Source organism: Halomonas sp. AOP13-D3-9 (assembly GCF_052379125.1).
Classification (GTDB): domain Bacteria; phylum Pseudomonadota; class Gammaproteobacteria; order Pseudomonadales; family Halomonadaceae; genus Vreelandella.
Genome location: NZ_JBQSYH010000019.1, coordinates 60,749 through 76,947 on the forward strand (window position 1 = coordinate 60,749; position 16,199 = coordinate 76,947).

Sequence of the window (16,199 nt, forward strand, 5' to 3'; positions counted from 1 at the left end):
GCTTGTTTAGCAGGCTATGATGCATTCAAACGAGTGTTAGTTAAAGTCTTCCTAGGTCTAAGTTATCGAGCAGAAGGGTTCCTTGGCGCCAATTCTTGCTTTATCTGGTTAGCGACTTCTTTGAGCCTTGGGCCTAGATTGTTGACCAAGCGGTCATGGTCCAAGCGCAGGCTGGAGCCACCGCAGTTAATGGCCATGACCTCTGCGCCATCTTCGAGGATCAGCGGCATGGCTACCGCGCTAATATCACGCTGCCAATCCTGTTCTGAAAGACAAAAGCCATACTGCGCATAGTCTTTAAGGCTCTGTTGAATGCCCGCTTCATGCTGCGGCCAGTCGTCACCGTATTCGCTTGCCAACTCTTGAAGCACCTGCTGACGGCGTTCGTCGGATAAACCGCAGAGCCAAGCGCGACCAATGGCGGAGGTGACGATCGGCAGTCGTGAACCAGTATCCAGGCGAATGATGAGGGGGCCATGGCCGTGGCAGGTTTCCAGATAGACCATATCGCTGCGATCAGCGCCGCCCAGGCTAACGTTGCAGTCCGTGGCATCGGCGAATTTCTGTAGATGTGGGCGGGCAATTTCACGAATGCCCATATTGGCGAGAAAGCGATACCCCAGCGCCAAAACACCGGGGCCGAGGCGATACTTCTCTAAATGCGTGTTGTGCTGCAAATAGCCAAGCTGGGTCAGGGTGTAGGTTAACCGTGACACCGTCGGGCGGGGGATATTGGTACGGTTGGAGAGTTCGGCGTTGCCTAAATACTCTTCACCCGTGCCAAAGGCGCGCAGTAGCTCTAAACCGCGCGCTAGCGCGGTCACAAAATTACGATCTTTTCCTGGCAGCTGCGGGTCGTCAGCATCAGTGTCGGTGGGGTGCATTGAGTATCCCAACAATAGGTGGCTTATGGCGCCCAGTATCGCATATCTACTTAGACGCAGCTGTTATGCCCATCAACGAAAAGGCGTTGGTTATAAAACTATCTCACCCATCCAGACGCTCAATAATCGTGGCGATGCCCTGGCCGACACCGATGCACATGGTGACCAGCGCGAAGCGTCCGCCAGTGGCTTCTAACTGACGTAAGGCCGTCAATGCCAAGCGCGCGCCAGAGGCACCCAGCGGGTGCCCGATAGCAATTGCGCCGCCGTTGGCATTTAAGCGCGTATCGTCACAGGAAAGCCCCAACTGCTGAACGCAGCCGAGTACCTGAACGGCAAAGGCTTCGTTAATTTCAATCACGTCCATTTGCTCAAGGGTCAGCCCTGCGCGGGCAAGGGCCTTTTGCGAAGCGGGAACGGGGCCCAAACCCATCACCCTCGGCGCAACACCGGCAACGGCGCTGGCGACAATGCGCGCGCGTGGGGTTAAGCCTACACGCTCACCGGCAGCCTGGGTGCCCACAATCAGGGCGGCGGCACCGTCGTTAAGGCCTGAGGCGTTGCCTGCGGTCACCACGCCGCCCTCAAACAGTGCGGCTAACTTGGCCAATTTATCTTCCGTGCTTTGCGGACGTGGATGCTCGTCTTTATCTACCAGCAGTGGCGGCTGTTTGCGCCCTTGAGGAACCTCAACACCCAACATTTCGCCGTCGTAGAAGCCGGCTGCCAGTGACTGGGCGTAGCGCACCTGGGAGCGGGCGGCAAACGCATCGCTGGCATCGCGGCCAATGTTGAGATCATGGGCAATGTTATCGGCGGTTTCCGGCATGCTGTGGCTGCCGTACTCTTTGGCAATCCAGGGGTTGGGGAAGCGTGAACCTATCACCGTGTCGAACATCGGCTGGTTGCGGGCAAAAGGGGAGTCTGCTTTACCCAATACATAAGGTGCGCGGGACATGGACTCAACGCCACCGGCCAAAAACAGCTCGCCTTCACCCAGTCGAGCTGCCCGGGCAGCATCCATCATCGCCGCCAAGCCACTACCACAAAGCCGGTTGACGGTTTGGCCCGCCACTTCAATAGGCAGGCCTGCCAACAATGCACCGTGGCGGGCCACGTTACGGGAGTCTTCACCTGCCTGGTTGGTGCAGCCTGCCAACACCTCTTCATAGCTTTCCGGCGCAAAGGGGTTGCGGGCTACCAGCGCTTTCAGCGTCAGCCCCAGCAGTTCATCGGGGCGAATAGCCGCCAAGCTGCCACCGTGGCGGCCAAAAGGGGTGCGTAAACCGTCGTAAATATAGGCGTCTTGCATGATGGTTTTCCTGTTGTTGTTAAGTTGTTGTTAAGCAGTCGTTAGCGACATTTGCAGAGCGGCACGACGGCGCAGCCATGGGCTAGGGCGATAGCGTGGGTCACCGGTGGCCTCGAGCAGGTTATTGAGTATCGTCATAATGCGCGTGGCGCCGTAATGGTCACCCATACGTAGCGGGCCCAAGGGGTAGCCCAAACCCAGCTCAACTGCGCGGTCGATAGTGGCGGGTTCCGCGACGCTTTGCTGGGCAATCTCGGCACCAACGTTAACGATGCAGGCAACAACGCGTTGAAGAACAAAGCCGTTACTGTCTTGAAGCGTGCTCACCGGGGTGCCGTCGTGGTTGAGTAGGCTTTGCGCTGCTTGAATGAAGGTGTGCTGAGTTATCGGTGTGGTCATCATGCTGCGGCGTTTATCTAGCCCCGCGAGCATATCCACCGCCACGCACTGTTTGGCGTCCAGCCCTTGGCGCAGCGCACAGCTAGTAGCGTCTTCACCAAAAGGCGTCAGCAGGCAGAGCGCTTGCTCAGTGGGCTGAGGGCTGGTCTCTAATGGCCAGCCCGCCGTGTTGACCAATTCAGCGAGCGCTGCGGCGGATTCGGGGTCGTCTTGACTGATCCACACCGGGCAAGGAGACACCGCCGCGATAGCGGGCTCATCCGCCATTTGTTGCTTGCCTTCCACATAGCGGTAAAAGCCTTCGCCGGTTTTACGCCCCAGCAGGCCTGCAGCCAAGCGCTGCCGCGTTAGCGGTGAAGGGCGGAAGCGCGCTTCCTCATAATACTGGTGATACACCGATTCCATCACCGCGTGGGAGACATCCAGCCCGGTAAGATCCAGCAACGTAAACGGACCCATTCGGAAACCACCCTGATCAACCATAATGCGATCAATGGTGGCTGGGTCGGTAACGCTTTCGCCTAGAATACGCAGCGCTTCGGTGCCGAAGGCGCGCCCGGCGTGGTTGACTAGAAATCCAGGCGTATCAGTAGCCTGGGCAGTAAAGTGGCCCATGGCTTTGCCCAGAGCATTCACCCGCTGGGTGACCTCATCGGCGGTGCGTAAACCAGGAATGACCTCGGCAATCTTCATCAGTGGGACGGGATTAAAGAAGTGGAAACCAATCACTCGCTCAGGGTGTTGGCAGGTAGTGGCAATGGCGGTGACGGATAGTGAAGAGGTATTGGTCGCTAACACGGCCTGCTGGCTGACAATCGTTTCTAAATCACTGAACAGACCCTGCTTGGCCTCAAGCTTCTCGACAATGGCTTCTACGACGATATCGCAGGGGGCCAGCGCGGCGAGTTCGCTTGCCTCTGTCAACTGCTCACTATAATGCTGCGCCTGCTCTTTAGTGATGCGCTGCTTATCAGCACTTCTCTCCCATAGGCCGTTAATAAACGTTTTGGCTTCTTTTACAGCACCCTCCTTAACATCGAACAGTATGACCTTTAGGCCTGCTTGGGCCGCCAGTTGAGCGATTCCACGGCCCATGGCGCCAGTGCCGACAATGCCAAGCGTGGTGAAGGGGGAAGGTGTTGATTCGCTAGCCATACGCCAAATCCTCGCTGCAAGTGAGTACTTTATAGATTTTGATTCTGCATTGCAGAACTGTGTTTCAATTATTGACTGCCATCCTAGGCTATGCAAAAGTGCCTGACAAGAATAGTGAACAATAGTTTTGCTATGCAAAATATGCGCATTGTCCATGCTCAGCGCTACTTCTAATGATAACGCTAACTATAAAACCCGTTGCCACCAGGAGCCGTCATGATTCGCGATCCCGAACTGATTAACCAGCTTGTCGATACCATCGCCCGTTTTGTCCGTGAACGCCTAATTCCCAATGAGGCGAGACTGGCAGAGGAGGACGCGGTACCGCCGGAAATCCTTGCCGAAATGAAAGAGATGGGGCTGTTTGGGCTTTCGATTCCAGATGAGTACGGCGGCCTGGGGCTGACCATGGAAGAAGAAGCGTTGGTGGCGATGGAGATAGGTAAAACGTCGCCCGCCTTCCGCTCGGTGTTTGGTACTAACAACGGCATTGGTGCCCAGGGCATTTTGATTGATGGCACCGACGAGCAGAAAGCCAAGTATGTGCCGCGTTTGGCAACGGGGGAGATTCTTAGCTCGTTCTGTTTGACCGAGCCGGATTCAGGCTCCGACGCGGCCAGCCTGCGGACGACCGCGGTGCGCGACGGCGACCATTACATCTTGAACGGCACCAAGCGCTATATCACCAATGGCCCCGAAGCTGACCTGTTCACTGTGATGGCACGCACCAACCCGGAGAATAAAGGCGCGGGCGGTATTTCTGCGTTTATTGTTGAAGGCGACACCCCTGGCTTAGTGCGCGGCGCGGCGGATAGCAAGATGGGCCAAAAGGGGGCTCACACCTGCGATATTATTTTTGATAACTGCCGGGTCCCCGCCGAAAACATTATTGGCGGTAAAGAGGGGCAAGGTTTTAAAACGGCTATGAAAGTACTGGACCGCGGACGGCTGCACATTTCTGCAGTCTGTGTCGGTGTGGCTGAACGCTTAGTGGAAGAGTCTTTACGCTACACCATGGAGCGTAAGCAGTTTGGTGCTGCCCTTGCCGAGCACCAGTTGATTCAAGCCATGCTGGCAGACAGCAAAACCGAAGCCTACGCAGGCAAAACCATGGTAATGGACGCTGCACGGCGCAAAGATGACGGCGAAAATGTTTCGACACTGGCCTCCTGTTGCAAACTGTTCTGCGCCGAAATGGTAGGCCGTGTGGCCGACCGCGCCGTGCAGGTGCACGGCGGCGCTGGCTATATGTCCGAGTACGCCGTTGAGCGCTTCTACCGTGATGTACGGCTATTCCGTATTTACGAAGGTACTACGCAAATTCAGCAGATCGTGATTGCTCGGAATATGGTGCGGGAGGCGTCCTAATGGCTTTGTCGGTACCTTACCAAGCGCCTGATGAAAGTATTTTTGGACGTCTCGCTAGCGAACTAGTGGCTGAGCTTCCCGAGCGGCTCAGCACCCGCGTGCTTGAAAATGCCAAACGTATGGGTGGTCAGCCCGCCATTGTGGATGGCAGTGTGCGTTGGAGTTATGCAGAGCTGGGTGAAGAAATACACGCCGCCTGCGACTGGTTAAGCGCGCTGGATATTCGCCCAGGTGACCGGATTATGACGGTGAGCGAAAACTGCCGCGCCCTGGTCGTGCTATTGCTGGCCGCCAGCGAGATGGATGTGTGGGTAGCGATTGTGAATTCGCGCCTCTCAGCTCAGGAAGTTGACCTGATCCAGGGCAACTGCTTGCCCCGGCGCGTGTTCTATACCTGCGATGCGTCGCCAGAGGCGTGCCAGCACGCCGAGCGCCACGCCGCCGACCGCTATCAGCACCCCCAGTTGGGTGGGCTGGCGATTTCTTCTCTATACGAGAGCGAACCCGAGCCGGTTTGCGCTAGCGGTGCCGAACAGGTGGCCGCAATGATCTACACCTCGGGCACGACCGGCACCCCTAAAGGCGTCATGCTGACTCATCGTGGCATTCTCTATATCGCCTCAATCTCAGGCGGCATGCGTCACTTAAGCGAAGGCCAACGGGTGTATGGCGTGCTGCCAATGTCTCACGTGTTCGGTCTCTCATCGGTCTGTATGGGGTCGCTCTATAATGGCGCATGCTTATATACCGTGCCGCGTTTCGATGCAGCGCATATGCTTGAGACGTTAAAACAGGAGCGAATTACCGTGCTCCAGGGCGTGCCTGCGATGTATGCCCGGGCGTTAGAGTATTTAAAACGCGAGCAGCGCACCCTGGAAGCGCCTGAGCTGATTTACATGTCTGCGGGCGGTTCGCCGCTGGATAGCGACACCAAAGTGCGGGTGGAGGCAGCCTTTGGCCTAACGCTACATAATGGCTACGGATTAACCGAGGCCAGCCCCACCATCAGTCAAACCCGTATTGATGATCGCCATACCAACAGCACTGTTGGTCGTGTATTGCCCCTGTTGGAGTATCGTCTGGAGCCGCTAAGCGATAGCGGCACTGCCGAGCAGCCCGGTGATGAAGTGGGTGAACTGTGGGTGCGCGGCCCCAATATTATGAAAGGCTACTTTCGCCAACCGGAAGCCACCCGCGCTACTCTGACCGAAGAGGGTTGGCTCAACACCGGCGACATTGCCAAGCTCGATCATGATGACCAGCTGTATATCGTGGGGCGTAGCAAAGAGCTGATTATCCGCTCGGGCTTCAATATCTACCCACCGGACGTGGAAGCGGTGATCAACGAGCACCCGGCAGTAACACTGACTGCCGTGGTAGGGCGCCAGATCGCCGGTAACGAAGAAGTCGTGGCCTTTGTGCAGTGCGAGCCGGGCGTTGACGTTGATATGGCGGAACTCAAGGCGTTTATCGCCGAACGGTTGGCGCCTTACAAACGGCCTACTCAAATTGTATTGATGGATACGCTACCTTCCACCGCCAGCGGCAAAATTCTTAAAGGGCGGTTGCGGGATTTAGCACAGCAGGAGAGCGGGTTATGAGCCCTTCGCAAATACATACGCCAGATACGTCTCAACAAGCGCTGATGGGCTATCACGAACTGCTGGGCATGCAGGTGGTTGAGTGGCAGCCAGGCCGCGCCGTGGTAGAACTCACTATCGAGCCCAAACATCTAAACCGTAGTGGTAATGTGCACGGTGGCGTATTGGCCTCGATGCTGGATAGTGCGCTGAGCTTGGCAGGTCTGCACTGTGACGTACCCGGTAATATTCGCCGGGGAATGACGCTATCACTGACTACCACCTTTGTTGGACCCGCTCGGCAGGGCGTGTTAAGGGCAACAGGCAGTGTGCGCGGTGGCGGTCAGAAAACTTATATGAGCAGCGGCGAGATCGTCGATGAACAGGGCACTTTAGTGGCCATGGGTGAAGGTTCATTTCGGCGTCGCAGGGGTAGCGAATCGCCTGAGGGCTTTGCGGATAACAACCCCGGGGAGCTTGCTGAGTGAGCCCAGCCCGTCTGCGGGTCTCGCTACTGCTGCTAGTCACTCTGGCAACGCTATACCATCTGGTGGTCGGCAACCTATTCTGGCAGGCCGTTGGCATTGGCGCATTGCTGCTCTATTTAGCAACGCTGGCGGGGCAGCTTACCCGTATGGCCAAAGGGTTGCTGCTGGTGGCGGGCGTGTTGACGCTAGTCGCGTTGTGGCGATCGCCAAACCCCGCTCAACTGCTGTTTGAGGCCAGCGGGCGTTTTGCTTTTTTTGCCACCTTTGTGGTGGCGCTGAGTATGCTGCGCTTACCTGCCTATCGTTCCCGTTTGGTGCGCCGATGCGGTCAGAGTATGTTGCATCAACCCCCCAGCCGCCGTTACCCCATTTTGTCGTTAGGTTCGGCACTGTTTGGAATTATCCTTAATATTGGCGTGCTTAATCTGTTCGCCGCCATGATCGAAAAAAGCAACACGCTAGGTGCCGCCCAAGGGCGCGCCTGGGTTCGCGAAGCTCGCCAGCGGCGCATGATGCTGGCGCTGCTGCGTGGGTTCTCCCTGGCGCCACTTATTTCGCCCATGGGTATCGGCGTCGCCGTCGTACTGTCGAGCCTTCCTCAAGTCACCTGGCTTGAGCTTGCGCCGTATATTTTGGGCGCCGCAATGCTGATTTTTCTAGCGGGTTGGGCAGTGGATTACTTAACCGGTCCGCATCCGCCTGCCAATAAAGCACAGGCAACTTCACCTTCTTTACGCCCGCTGGCGCAGTTTAGCGTGTTGCTTGTCGGTATTGTCGCGCTGGTATTCTCTATTGCCTGGCTGCTTGATTTACGGCTGCCTATTGCCGCGCTGTTGGGCGCACCTACCGGTGCATGTCTATGGCTTGCCTGGCAGCGACGCAGGCTCGGCTATGGCGGGCTACCTGCGGCAATGACGGTGGTGCATCGTCAGCTACCTTGGTTGCTGTCGCCCAGTACCAATGAAATCGTGGTGTTGGGAGCAGCGGGCTATTTAGGCCACTTATGCGTTGGACTAGTGGATACACAACAGTTGGCACCGCTATTAACCGTGTTAAATCAGTGGGGCGCCTTTAATGCCGTGCTGGCCATGCTAATGGTGGTGGGGCTTGCCCAAATAGGCGTTAATCCGATTGTAACGGTGACGCTATTGGTGGGCTTACTGCCACAATTAGCTATTGAGGGCCTGACGCCGCCGCTAATTGGCGCGTCACTCATGGTAGGTTGGGCGCTGGCGCTAATGTCGTCGCCGATGACGGCATCCATGCTGATTTTATCGCGGTTTACCGGGGTGCCCGCCACGCGCATTGGCTACCGTTGGAACGGCCGATTTCTGGTAACCTCGATTCCACTGTTAGCGGGGTGGTTTGTCTGGTCACCTTTTTAAGGGGCGCCACAATAAAGAAGCGCTTGACCTTTGTCCGGCGTTTTTTTATTGTTCTTGTTATAAAGTGAAATAATATTCTGCTATGCGAAACTGTATGTTTGTTAATCGCATGAAGTATTTATTAATCGCCTGGAGCACGCCTTATGAAAATTCTCGTCGCGGTTAAACGCGTCATCGACTACAACGTCAAAATTCGCGTTAAAGCGGATCACTCGGACGTGGATCTCACTAACGTCAAAATGGCCATGAACCCGTTCTGCGAAATTGCCGTGGAAGAAGCGGTACGCCTGAAAGAGAAGGGTGTGGCCACAGAAGTGGTTGCCGTCACCGTTGGCCCCAAAACCGCCCAAGAGCAGCTGCGTACGGCACTGGCGCTCGGCGCGGATCGTGCCGTTCATATCGAAACCGATGAGCGCGCCGAATCCCTGGCCGTGGCCAAGCTACTGGCTAAAGTGGTTGAGGAAGAGCAGCCGGGCTTAGTGATTCTCGGCAAACAGGCCATCGACACCGACAACAACCAGACCGGCCAGATGCTTGCTGCGTTGACGGGTCTGCCCCAGGGCACGTTTGCTTCAGAAGTGGCGGTCGACGGTGACAAGGTGCATGTGACCCGTGAAATCGACGGCGGTCTGCAAACCATTGCCCTGACACTACCGGCGATTGTGACCACCGACCTGCGTTTGAATGAGCCACGCTACGCCAAGCTCCCCGATATCATGAAGGCCAAGAAAAAGCCGCTGGATGTGAAAACCCCCGCCGATTACGGCGTCGAGGTTGCCTCCAAGGTGAGCCTGCTAAAAGTCGAATCGCCCGCCGAGCGCAAGGGTGGCGTTAAAGTCGCCTCGGTAGACGAGCTGATCGATAAACTCAAAAACGAAGCCAAAGTACTTTGAAAAGGTGCTTTAAAGAGGAGCTGATTCCATGAGCATTCTGGTACTTGCTGATCTACACGAAGGCCAACTGGCTGGCACCACCGCACACGTTGTGGCGGCCGCCCAAGCCATCGGCGGCGATATCGACGTTCTCGTTGCCGGTGAAGGGGTGCAAGCCGCGGCCGAGTCTGCCGCCAAGCTCGACGCCGTGAGCAAAGTGCGCGTCGCCGATAACGCCGTTTACGCCCACCAACTGGCCGAGCCCATGGGTGCGTTACTGGTTGCGCTGGCTGGTGATTACACCCACGTGCTTGCCAGCGCCTCCACCACCGGCAAAAACGTGCTGCCACGCCTGGCGGCCCTGAAAGATGTTAGCCAGCTGTCGGATGTGCTTGGTGTGGAGAGTGCCGACACTTTCTTGCGGCCGATCTATGCCGGTAACGCCATCGCCACGGTTAAAAGCGACGACGCGCTGAAGGTCATCACCATCCGCACCACCGGCTTTGACGCGGTAGGCGCTAGCGGCAGTGCACCGATTGAAGCGGTCGACACCGTGGTGGAAAACACCCAGTCCAGCTTTGTAAAAGAGGAGCTGGCGAAGTCTGATCGGCCTGAGCTGGGCGGTGCCAAGGTGGTGATCTCCGGTGGTCGCGGCATGGGCAACGGCGAAAACTTCAAGCTGCTTGACGGCATTGCCGACAAACTAGGCGCGGCCATTGGCGCTTCCCGTGCCGCGGTAGACGCAGGCTTTGTACCCAACGATATGCAGGTGGGTCAGACCGGTAAGATCGTCGCCCCGGATCTGTATATCGCTGTAGGTATCTCCGGTGCCATCCAGCACCTGGCGGGCATGAAGGATTCCAAGGTGATCGTCGCGATCAACAAGGACGACGAAGCACCGATTTTCCAGGTGGCGGATTACGGCCTAGTGGGGGATCTGTTTGAGATCCTGCCGGAGCTTGAGAGCAAGCTGTAAATGCTTCTGGCATCCACGTATTGGTCGGAACAACCCGTAGCGGGGGGCTTTCGCCAGGGCCGGAAATAAGTTCCCGACGTTTCCGGCATTTCCGCCATCCATGGCGGTCAGATGGCGAAAGTAGCGCCCATGGATGGGTTCACAGCGCCCCCGCGTAGGGTTGTTCCGACCATGCCATTGCAGTGTGACATCTTCTTGAAAGGCCCAGTGGGGCCTTTTGCAGTATTGCCTCACAATAACAACCAGCGAGTTTCCCATGCTAACGCGCCTAACCGCTTCATTAACCCTGCCGGTGATCGGTTCACCCATGTTTATCGTCTCCGGGCCAGAACTGGTGATTGCCCAGTGCCAAGCGGGCATTCTGGGTGCTTTCCCCGCGCTCAACGCCCGACCTGCTGACGTATTACGTGAGTGGCTACAGCAGATCACTCAAAACCTGGCAGACTACGACGAACAGAACCCCGAACAACCCTCAGCGCCCTTTGCGGTGAACCAAATCGTGCACCCCACCAATGATCGCCTAGAGCACGATGTCGCGCTATGTGCCGAGTTCAAGGTGCCGCTGGTCATCACTAGTCTGCACGCGCCTAACCAAGTGGTGGAAAAGGTGCACGCCTATGGCGGGCTGGTGTTTCATGATGTGACCACGTTGCGGCATGCCAAGAAAGCGATCGAGGCGGGAGTTGATGGGCTGATACTGGTCTGCCACGGCGCGGGCGGCCATGCCGGGCGATTAAACCCCTTTGCGTTTGTAGCTGAGGTGAGACGCTTTTACGATGGCCCGCTGGTGCTGGCGGGGGCGATTACCCAAGGCGAACAGATCGTTGCCGCTCAAGCGCTAGGCGTTGACTTGGTGTATATGGGCACGCGCTTTATTGCCACTCAAGAGGCAAACGCCCACACGGCCTATAAACAGATGGTGCTGGACGCAGCGGCAGGCGACATCGTTTATACCAACCTGTTTACCGGAGTGCACGGTAACTATTTACGACAAAGTATTGAGAATGCTGGGCTCGACCCTGACGCGCTACCTAAGGGCGATAAAGCCTCAATGCGCTATGGCTCAAGCGGCAGCAGTAAAGCTAAAGCGTGGCGGGATATTTGGGGCGCAGGGCAGGGCGTGGGTAGTATTGCTACGCAGAATAGCGTGGCAGACGAGGTCGCCACGCTAAGCACAAATTATCAGCAGGCGCTGAATCATTTACGGCGGCTTTGACGAAATGCCGCCACGCGCACCTGAAAATCTTCAGAGGCTTTGCACTGATCTTGCAACTCGCCTTCCAACACCATCGTCTCATCCAGCGAGCGTTGGGCCGCTTCCCGCAAGGCGTGTTTGGTGGCGCTGAGTGCCTGGGGCGATTGACTCACTAGCGCTTGGGCCAGCGAACGCGCCTCCGCTAGCACCTGGTTATCTTCGACGACGCGGTTAGCCAAGCCGAGTGCGACGCAGCGCTCACCCGCAATGGGGGTTGCCAAGGCAGCCATTTCAAACGCCTGAGCATGGCCAAGCTTGCGTACCAGATGCCAGCAGGCGCCCCCATCGGGAATCAAACCAATATTGATAAAGGCAAGCTTGAGATAAGCAGAGCTGCCCATCACCACCATATCGCTGGCGAGCACATAAGAAACGCCTATACCTGCAGCAGCTCCGTTAACGGCCGCTATCACCGGCTTATCCATCGTCATTAAACTGCGCAGGGCGGGTAGAAAGAGCGTTTCCAGCCGCTCGCTGGCGGGCTCAGCCGTGGCTTTCTCAAACTCCGCCAGATCAGCGCCAGCGCAAAACGCGCTGCCTTCCCCACGCAGAATCACGCAGCGAACCTGCTCATCAATTGCCACCGCCGCCAGTGCCTCATTGAGTGCCAAGGCGGTGGCTTCATTGAGGGCATTACGTACCTCTGGGCGCGCAATCGCTACTTCGACGATGCCATCATCAATAGCGTTGACAGTGACTAACTCGCTGAGAAGGTCTGGCATATAGCGCTCCACTTTAACTTTTCAAGGCAATATTGTTAGGCAATATCGTTAGGCAACCTTTAATAGTTCACTGACCGTCTCAAGATGGTAGTCGCTGTCGCCCAAATAGTGATCGAACATTACCAGATGCTTGGCGTAGCTGGCGACATAGCACTCTTGGGACATACCCATGCCTCCGTGGAGTTGGATCGCCTGTTCGGCAATAAAACGCGCCGATTCGCCGCAGTACGCCTTGGCCGCGGCAATTTTATAATCCCGCTCACTGGCTGGCAGGGTCAGGCTAGTGGCAGCTAAAATCGCCATTGAGCGCGACTGTTCCAGGTGCAGATGCATATCCACCATGCGGTGCTGAAGCGCCTGGAAGGTAGATAGCGGCAGGCCAAACTGCTTGCGCTCTTTTAGGTAGGCCAGGGTCTGATCGCAGGCCTCTTCCATTGCACCGATAGCTTGGGCACACAGTGCGGCACGACCAAGGGCGAAAACCTCGGCCAGCGCATCGCCGACATCGTCACTCAGGCAGTTGGCTGGCGGCAGCGTGACGCTGTCCAGGGTCAAATCACCGGCGGGCTGATCGTCGATAGTGCGATAAAAGTGCGACGATGCGCCCGGTGCATTCGCAGGGACGATAAATAGACCTAGCTTGTCGTTATCCAATCGAGCGGTAACCAGACTAGCCGCTGCTGCTTCAAGGTTCAGAACGACATCTTTTCTGCCGCTTAACTGCCATTGCCCATCTTGCTGGGTCGCTTGGGTAGCGATCGCCAAGGCGTCGTAACGGGCGTTGTGCTCTTGCCATGCAAGGGCTAGCTGGTGTTCGCCTTCAAGCAGCGGGGTTAGCCACTGGGTTTGCTGATCGCTATTGGCAGTTAACGCCAGCAGTTGACCTGGCAGCACCAGACCGGCCAGATAGGCTTCTGGCACCAAGCCGCGTCCCAGCGCCTGCATGATAATCATCAGGTCGGTGCCGTCGCCGCCTAATCCGCCGACGTCTTCGCCAAAGGGCATATGCAGCAGGCCCAGCTCGGCAAAAGTGCGCCATAGCGCAGAAGCACCATTGGGAGCAGCGGCAAGCATAGTACGGCGCTGTTCGGGAGAAACCTGGTCGGCCACCAAACGGGTGAGCGTCTCTTCGAGCATGCGCTGCTCGTCGGTTAAAGCAAAATCCATGGTGACCTCACATGTTTAAAATGGTTTTGGCGACGATACTTTTCTGTATCTCGTTGGCACCGCCATAAATCGACAGCTTGCGACGGTTGAAGTACTGGGCGCTGGCAGCCGCGCTTTGGGCGCGCTCGTCATCCAGGCTGCCTTCGCCATGCAGGAAGTCGGGGAAGAATGGCAGTGCGGCGGGGCCAAGGGCACGGCGGGTGAGTTCGCTTAGCTCCTGGCGAAGCTCTGAGCCACGTACTTTGAGTAGCGAGCTTTCTGCACCGGGTACGCCGCCATCCCGGGCCGCGGCAATCACGCGTAGGTTGGTGACTTCCAGCGCCATCAATTCAAGCTCGGCTTTGACGACACGGTGGCGAAAGCTGGGCAGCGCCAGCAGCGGCTTGCCGCGATGCTCGATTCGGCTGGCCAGTGATTTTAAGTGACGCAGCGCCTGCTTGGCGTGGCCAAGCCCTGCAATGCCGGTGCGTTCGTGGGTGAGCAGGAATTTGGCGCAGGTCCAGCCCTGGCCCTCTTCACCGACACGGTTTTCAACCGGCACTCGAACGTTATCTAAAAAGACTTCATTAACCTCATGGGCGCCATCCAGGGTAATAATGGGCCGCACGGTAATGCCAGGGGTTTGCATATCAATCAGCAGAAAACTAATGCCTGCCGGCTTTTTCGCCTCTGGGTCGGTACGTACTAAGCAAAACAGCATGTTGGCGTGCTGGCCTAGGGTCGTCCACGTCTTCTGGCCATTCACGATATAGTGGTCGCCATCGCGCACCGCGCGTGTATTCAGTCCCGCCAAATCAGACCCTGCGCCGGGCTCAGAGTAGCCTTGGCACCACCAATCCTGGTTGCTCAAAATACGCGGCAGGTAATGCTCCTTTTGCTCAGCGCTACCGAATTTCATAATCACCGGCGCCACCATATTAACGCCAAAGGGCACGACCGTAGGCGCGTGGGCCGCGGCGCACTCTTCATCAAATATATGCCGCTGCACGGGCCCCCAGCCTGGGCCGCCATGCTGTTTAGGCCAGTTAGAGGCTAGCCAGCCCTGTTCGCTGAGGAGGTTCTGCCAGCGCAGGTGATCATCGGCACGCAGGTGGCGCCCTAGGCGCACGCGTTCACTAATATCGCTGGGCAGCGCATCGGCTAGAAAATGGCGAACCTCTGCGCGAAAGGCCTGCTCTTCGGGGCTAAAGGTGAGGTTCATAGGGGGGTGTCCTTAAGGGTTGATTGACGGTGAGGCCCACCTAAGTGACGCGGGTATCCCAGTACTTCCACCGCCAACAAATCGATATCGCTCTCGCGGTAGCAGAAGCCCTTCTTCGCGATGCTGACGCTCGCCTGTTCAAGGGCAGTTTGTCTGTCGCTCGCTGTCGCCTGCTGGTTAGCAAGTTGCAGCGTATTCAGAAGGCTTTGCTGTCGGCTGACCACGACGCTTAACCGCAATGCTTTAAGAGTGAGTGCCGCTCGCTGTTGAATAAGAGGCTCTGCGCTTAAGTTGACCAGCTCTACCATGCTGCCGTTTTCAGCAACGATAAGGCTTAGCGCGCTATCGCTGCCGCGGCTGATGCCAATGTTTTCTAGTGCGATGGTAGGGAGTGCTGGGACTGAATCCCTGTCTGCAGTTGGCGCCAGCAGGCAAAGCTCAGTTGCATTGTCTGGTTCACTGGTTAGGGTAATGCCCGCCTTTTGTGCAGCTTTTTGCAGGCGCTCAAACAGTGGATCTTCGCCGATTAGCGCAACGTGTTTAAACGCGTCGGCTCTCTCAACCTCAGGCACCATATGGGGGCTACGCGCAGCGAAAAAGAGATGAATCAGTCCGGCGCGTTGAGGGGAGTCCATACAGGCCAAAAACAGCTCCCGCTCACGGCACAGGCCGTCTTGGAGTGATTCAACCGTCACAGAGGCCTCCACAGCTTCCACAATGCGAAACGGTGAGAAGAGCTCGGCAGCGTCTTGATGCAGCCGTTCCAACATAGCGGAGATTGCCTGGGGATTAGCCGCTGGCGCTGGCAGTTGGCCCGTAACACGTGCCATTGAGTTGTCTGCAAGCACTGCTTGGGCCACAGCTAAACCCGCTTCAAGCGGTGTTTCAGCACTGCTAATGGCGTCGATAATGCCTGCCTCAAGTGCTTCTTCTGCTTCCACAAAACGCCCGCTGGTGATCATCTCTAAGGCGCGCTCAACGCCTACTAAACGCGGCAAACGTTGGGTGCCACCAGCGCCGGGCAGTAGACCCAGCTTAACCTCCGGAAGACCCACCCGGGTTCCCGCCAGTGCCACTCGATAGTGGCAGCCCAAAGCCACTTCCAATCCACCGCCCAGGGCTGTGCCGTGCAGGGCGGCAATCAGCGGTTTTGGGCAGGCTTCCAGTTGGTTAATCACATCGGGCAGCAGAGGGGCTTGAGGCGGCTGACCAAACTCACGAATATCTGCCCCGGCAATAAAGGTGCGGCCATCGGCGAGCACGACCAGCGCTTTAGCATCTGTGTCAGCAACACCCTCTTTAAGCGCATCGACTAAGCCACCGCGTACCGCGTGACTTAAGGCATTGACCGGCGGGTTGGCTATTTGAATAACGCCTACATCGCCGTGACGCTGATAATGAACGGACATAGTTAGGCTCTCGTATTTCGCATGAT

The 16,199-nt window shown here is 57.0% G+C and carries 14 protein-coding genes; 7 read left to right on the top strand and 7 right to left on the bottom strand.

What is annotated here, in order from left to right:
- Positions 1–62: 62 nt before the first annotated feature.
- From ACT3UM_RS19530 to ACT3UM_RS19540, 3 genes are all read right to left on the bottom strand, one after another.
- On the bottom strand, positions 63–884 hold the full coding sequence (locus ACT3UM_RS19530) for an IclR family transcriptional regulator (protein ID WP_035579488.1): 822 nt from the start codon (positions 882–884) through the stop codon (positions 63–65).
- A 103-nt stretch (positions 885–987) separates the two neighbouring features.
- The gene (locus ACT3UM_RS19535) at positions 988–2,196 is read right to left on the bottom strand and encodes a 3-oxoadipyl-CoA thiolase (RefSeq protein WP_498901617.1); all 1,209 of its coding nucleotides are present in this window, start codon (positions 2,194–2,196) and stop codon (positions 988–990) included.
- Positions 2,197–2,226: 30 nt separating this feature from the next.
- Positions 2,227–3,750, bottom strand: a complete 1,524-nt coding sequence (locus tag ACT3UM_RS19540) for a 3-hydroxyacyl-CoA dehydrogenase (protein WP_498901619.1) — start codon at positions 3,748–3,750, stop codon at positions 2,227–2,229.
- A gap of 216 nt (positions 3,751–3,966) precedes the next feature.
- Between ACT3UM_RS19540 and ACT3UM_RS19545 the strand changes: the two genes are divergently transcribed.
- The 7 genes from ACT3UM_RS19545 (at position 3,967) to ACT3UM_RS19575 (ending at position 11,635) form a co-directional block, all read left to right on the top strand.
- Entirely contained in the window at positions 3,967–5,118 is a 1,152-nt protein-coding gene (locus ACT3UM_RS19545) for an acyl-CoA dehydrogenase family protein (RefSeq protein WP_498901620.1), read from the top strand.
- Complete coding sequence (locus ACT3UM_RS19550; protein ID WP_498901622.1) at positions 5,118–6,719, top strand: class I adenylate-forming enzyme family protein; 1,602 nt, start codon at positions 5,118–5,120, stop codon at positions 6,717–6,719. The genes ACT3UM_RS19545 and ACT3UM_RS19550 overlap by 1 nt, the downstream gene beginning before the upstream one ends.
- Positions 6,716–7,186: a PaaI family thioesterase gene (locus ACT3UM_RS19555; protein ID WP_498901624.1), complete on the top strand. Its 471-nt coding sequence runs from the start codon at positions 6,716–6,718 to the stop codon at positions 7,184–7,186. Before ACT3UM_RS19550 ends, ACT3UM_RS19555 begins: the two co-directional genes overlap by 4 nt.
- Positions 7,183–8,571, top strand: coding sequence for a hypothetical protein (locus ACT3UM_RS19560; protein WP_339934530.1), 1,389 nt, complete (start codon positions 7,183–7,185; stop codon positions 8,569–8,571). Before ACT3UM_RS19555 ends, ACT3UM_RS19560 begins: the two co-directional genes overlap by 4 nt.
- Positions 8,572–8,714: 143 nt before the next feature.
- Positions 8,715–9,464 carry an electron transfer flavoprotein subunit beta/FixA family protein gene (locus tag ACT3UM_RS19565; RefSeq protein ID WP_035555646.1) on the top strand — a complete coding sequence of 250 codons (750 nt, stop codon included), beginning with the start codon at positions 8,715–8,717 and terminating at the stop codon, positions 9,462–9,464.
- A 28-nt stretch (positions 9,465–9,492) separates the two neighbouring features.
- The gene (locus tag ACT3UM_RS19570; protein ID WP_498901627.1) at positions 9,493–10,419 is read left to right on the top strand and encodes an electron transfer flavoprotein subunit alpha/FixB family protein; all 927 of its coding nucleotides are present in this window, start codon (positions 9,493–9,495) and stop codon (positions 10,417–10,419) included.
- Between the two features lie 256 nt (positions 10,420–10,675).
- On the top strand, positions 10,676–11,635 hold the full coding sequence (locus ACT3UM_RS19575; RefSeq protein ID WP_498901629.1) for an NAD(P)H-dependent flavin oxidoreductase: 960 nt from the start codon (positions 10,676–10,678) through the stop codon (positions 11,633–11,635).
- Here the strand turns inward: ACT3UM_RS19575 and ACT3UM_RS19580 are convergent.
- From ACT3UM_RS19580 to ACT3UM_RS19595, 4 genes are read right to left on the bottom strand one after another with little or no spacing between them, the layout of a single operon-like run.
- Entirely contained in the window at positions 11,617–12,396 is a 780-nt protein-coding gene (locus tag ACT3UM_RS19580) for an enoyl-CoA hydratase/isomerase family protein (protein ID WP_498901631.1), read from the bottom strand. The two genes, ACT3UM_RS19575 and ACT3UM_RS19580, sit on opposite strands and share 19 nt — an antisense overlap.
- Positions 12,397–12,444: 48 nt before the next feature.
- Positions 12,445–13,563 carry an acyl-CoA dehydrogenase family protein gene (locus tag ACT3UM_RS19585; protein WP_498901633.1) on the bottom strand — a complete coding sequence of 373 codons (1,119 nt, stop codon included), beginning with the start codon at positions 13,561–13,563 and terminating at the stop codon, positions 12,445–12,447.
- A gap of 7 nt (positions 13,564–13,570) precedes the next feature.
- Positions 13,571–14,764 carry an acyl-CoA dehydrogenase family protein gene (locus ACT3UM_RS19590; RefSeq protein WP_498901635.1) on the bottom strand — a complete coding sequence of 398 codons (1,194 nt, stop codon included), beginning with the start codon at positions 14,762–14,764 and terminating at the stop codon, positions 13,571–13,573.
- Positions 14,761–16,173, bottom strand: a complete 1,413-nt coding sequence (locus ACT3UM_RS19595) for an enoyl-CoA hydratase/isomerase family protein (protein ID WP_498901637.1) — start codon at positions 16,171–16,173, stop codon at positions 14,761–14,763. Before ACT3UM_RS19595 ends, ACT3UM_RS19590 begins: the two co-directional genes overlap by 4 nt.
- Positions 16,174–16,199 lie beyond the last annotated feature (26 nt).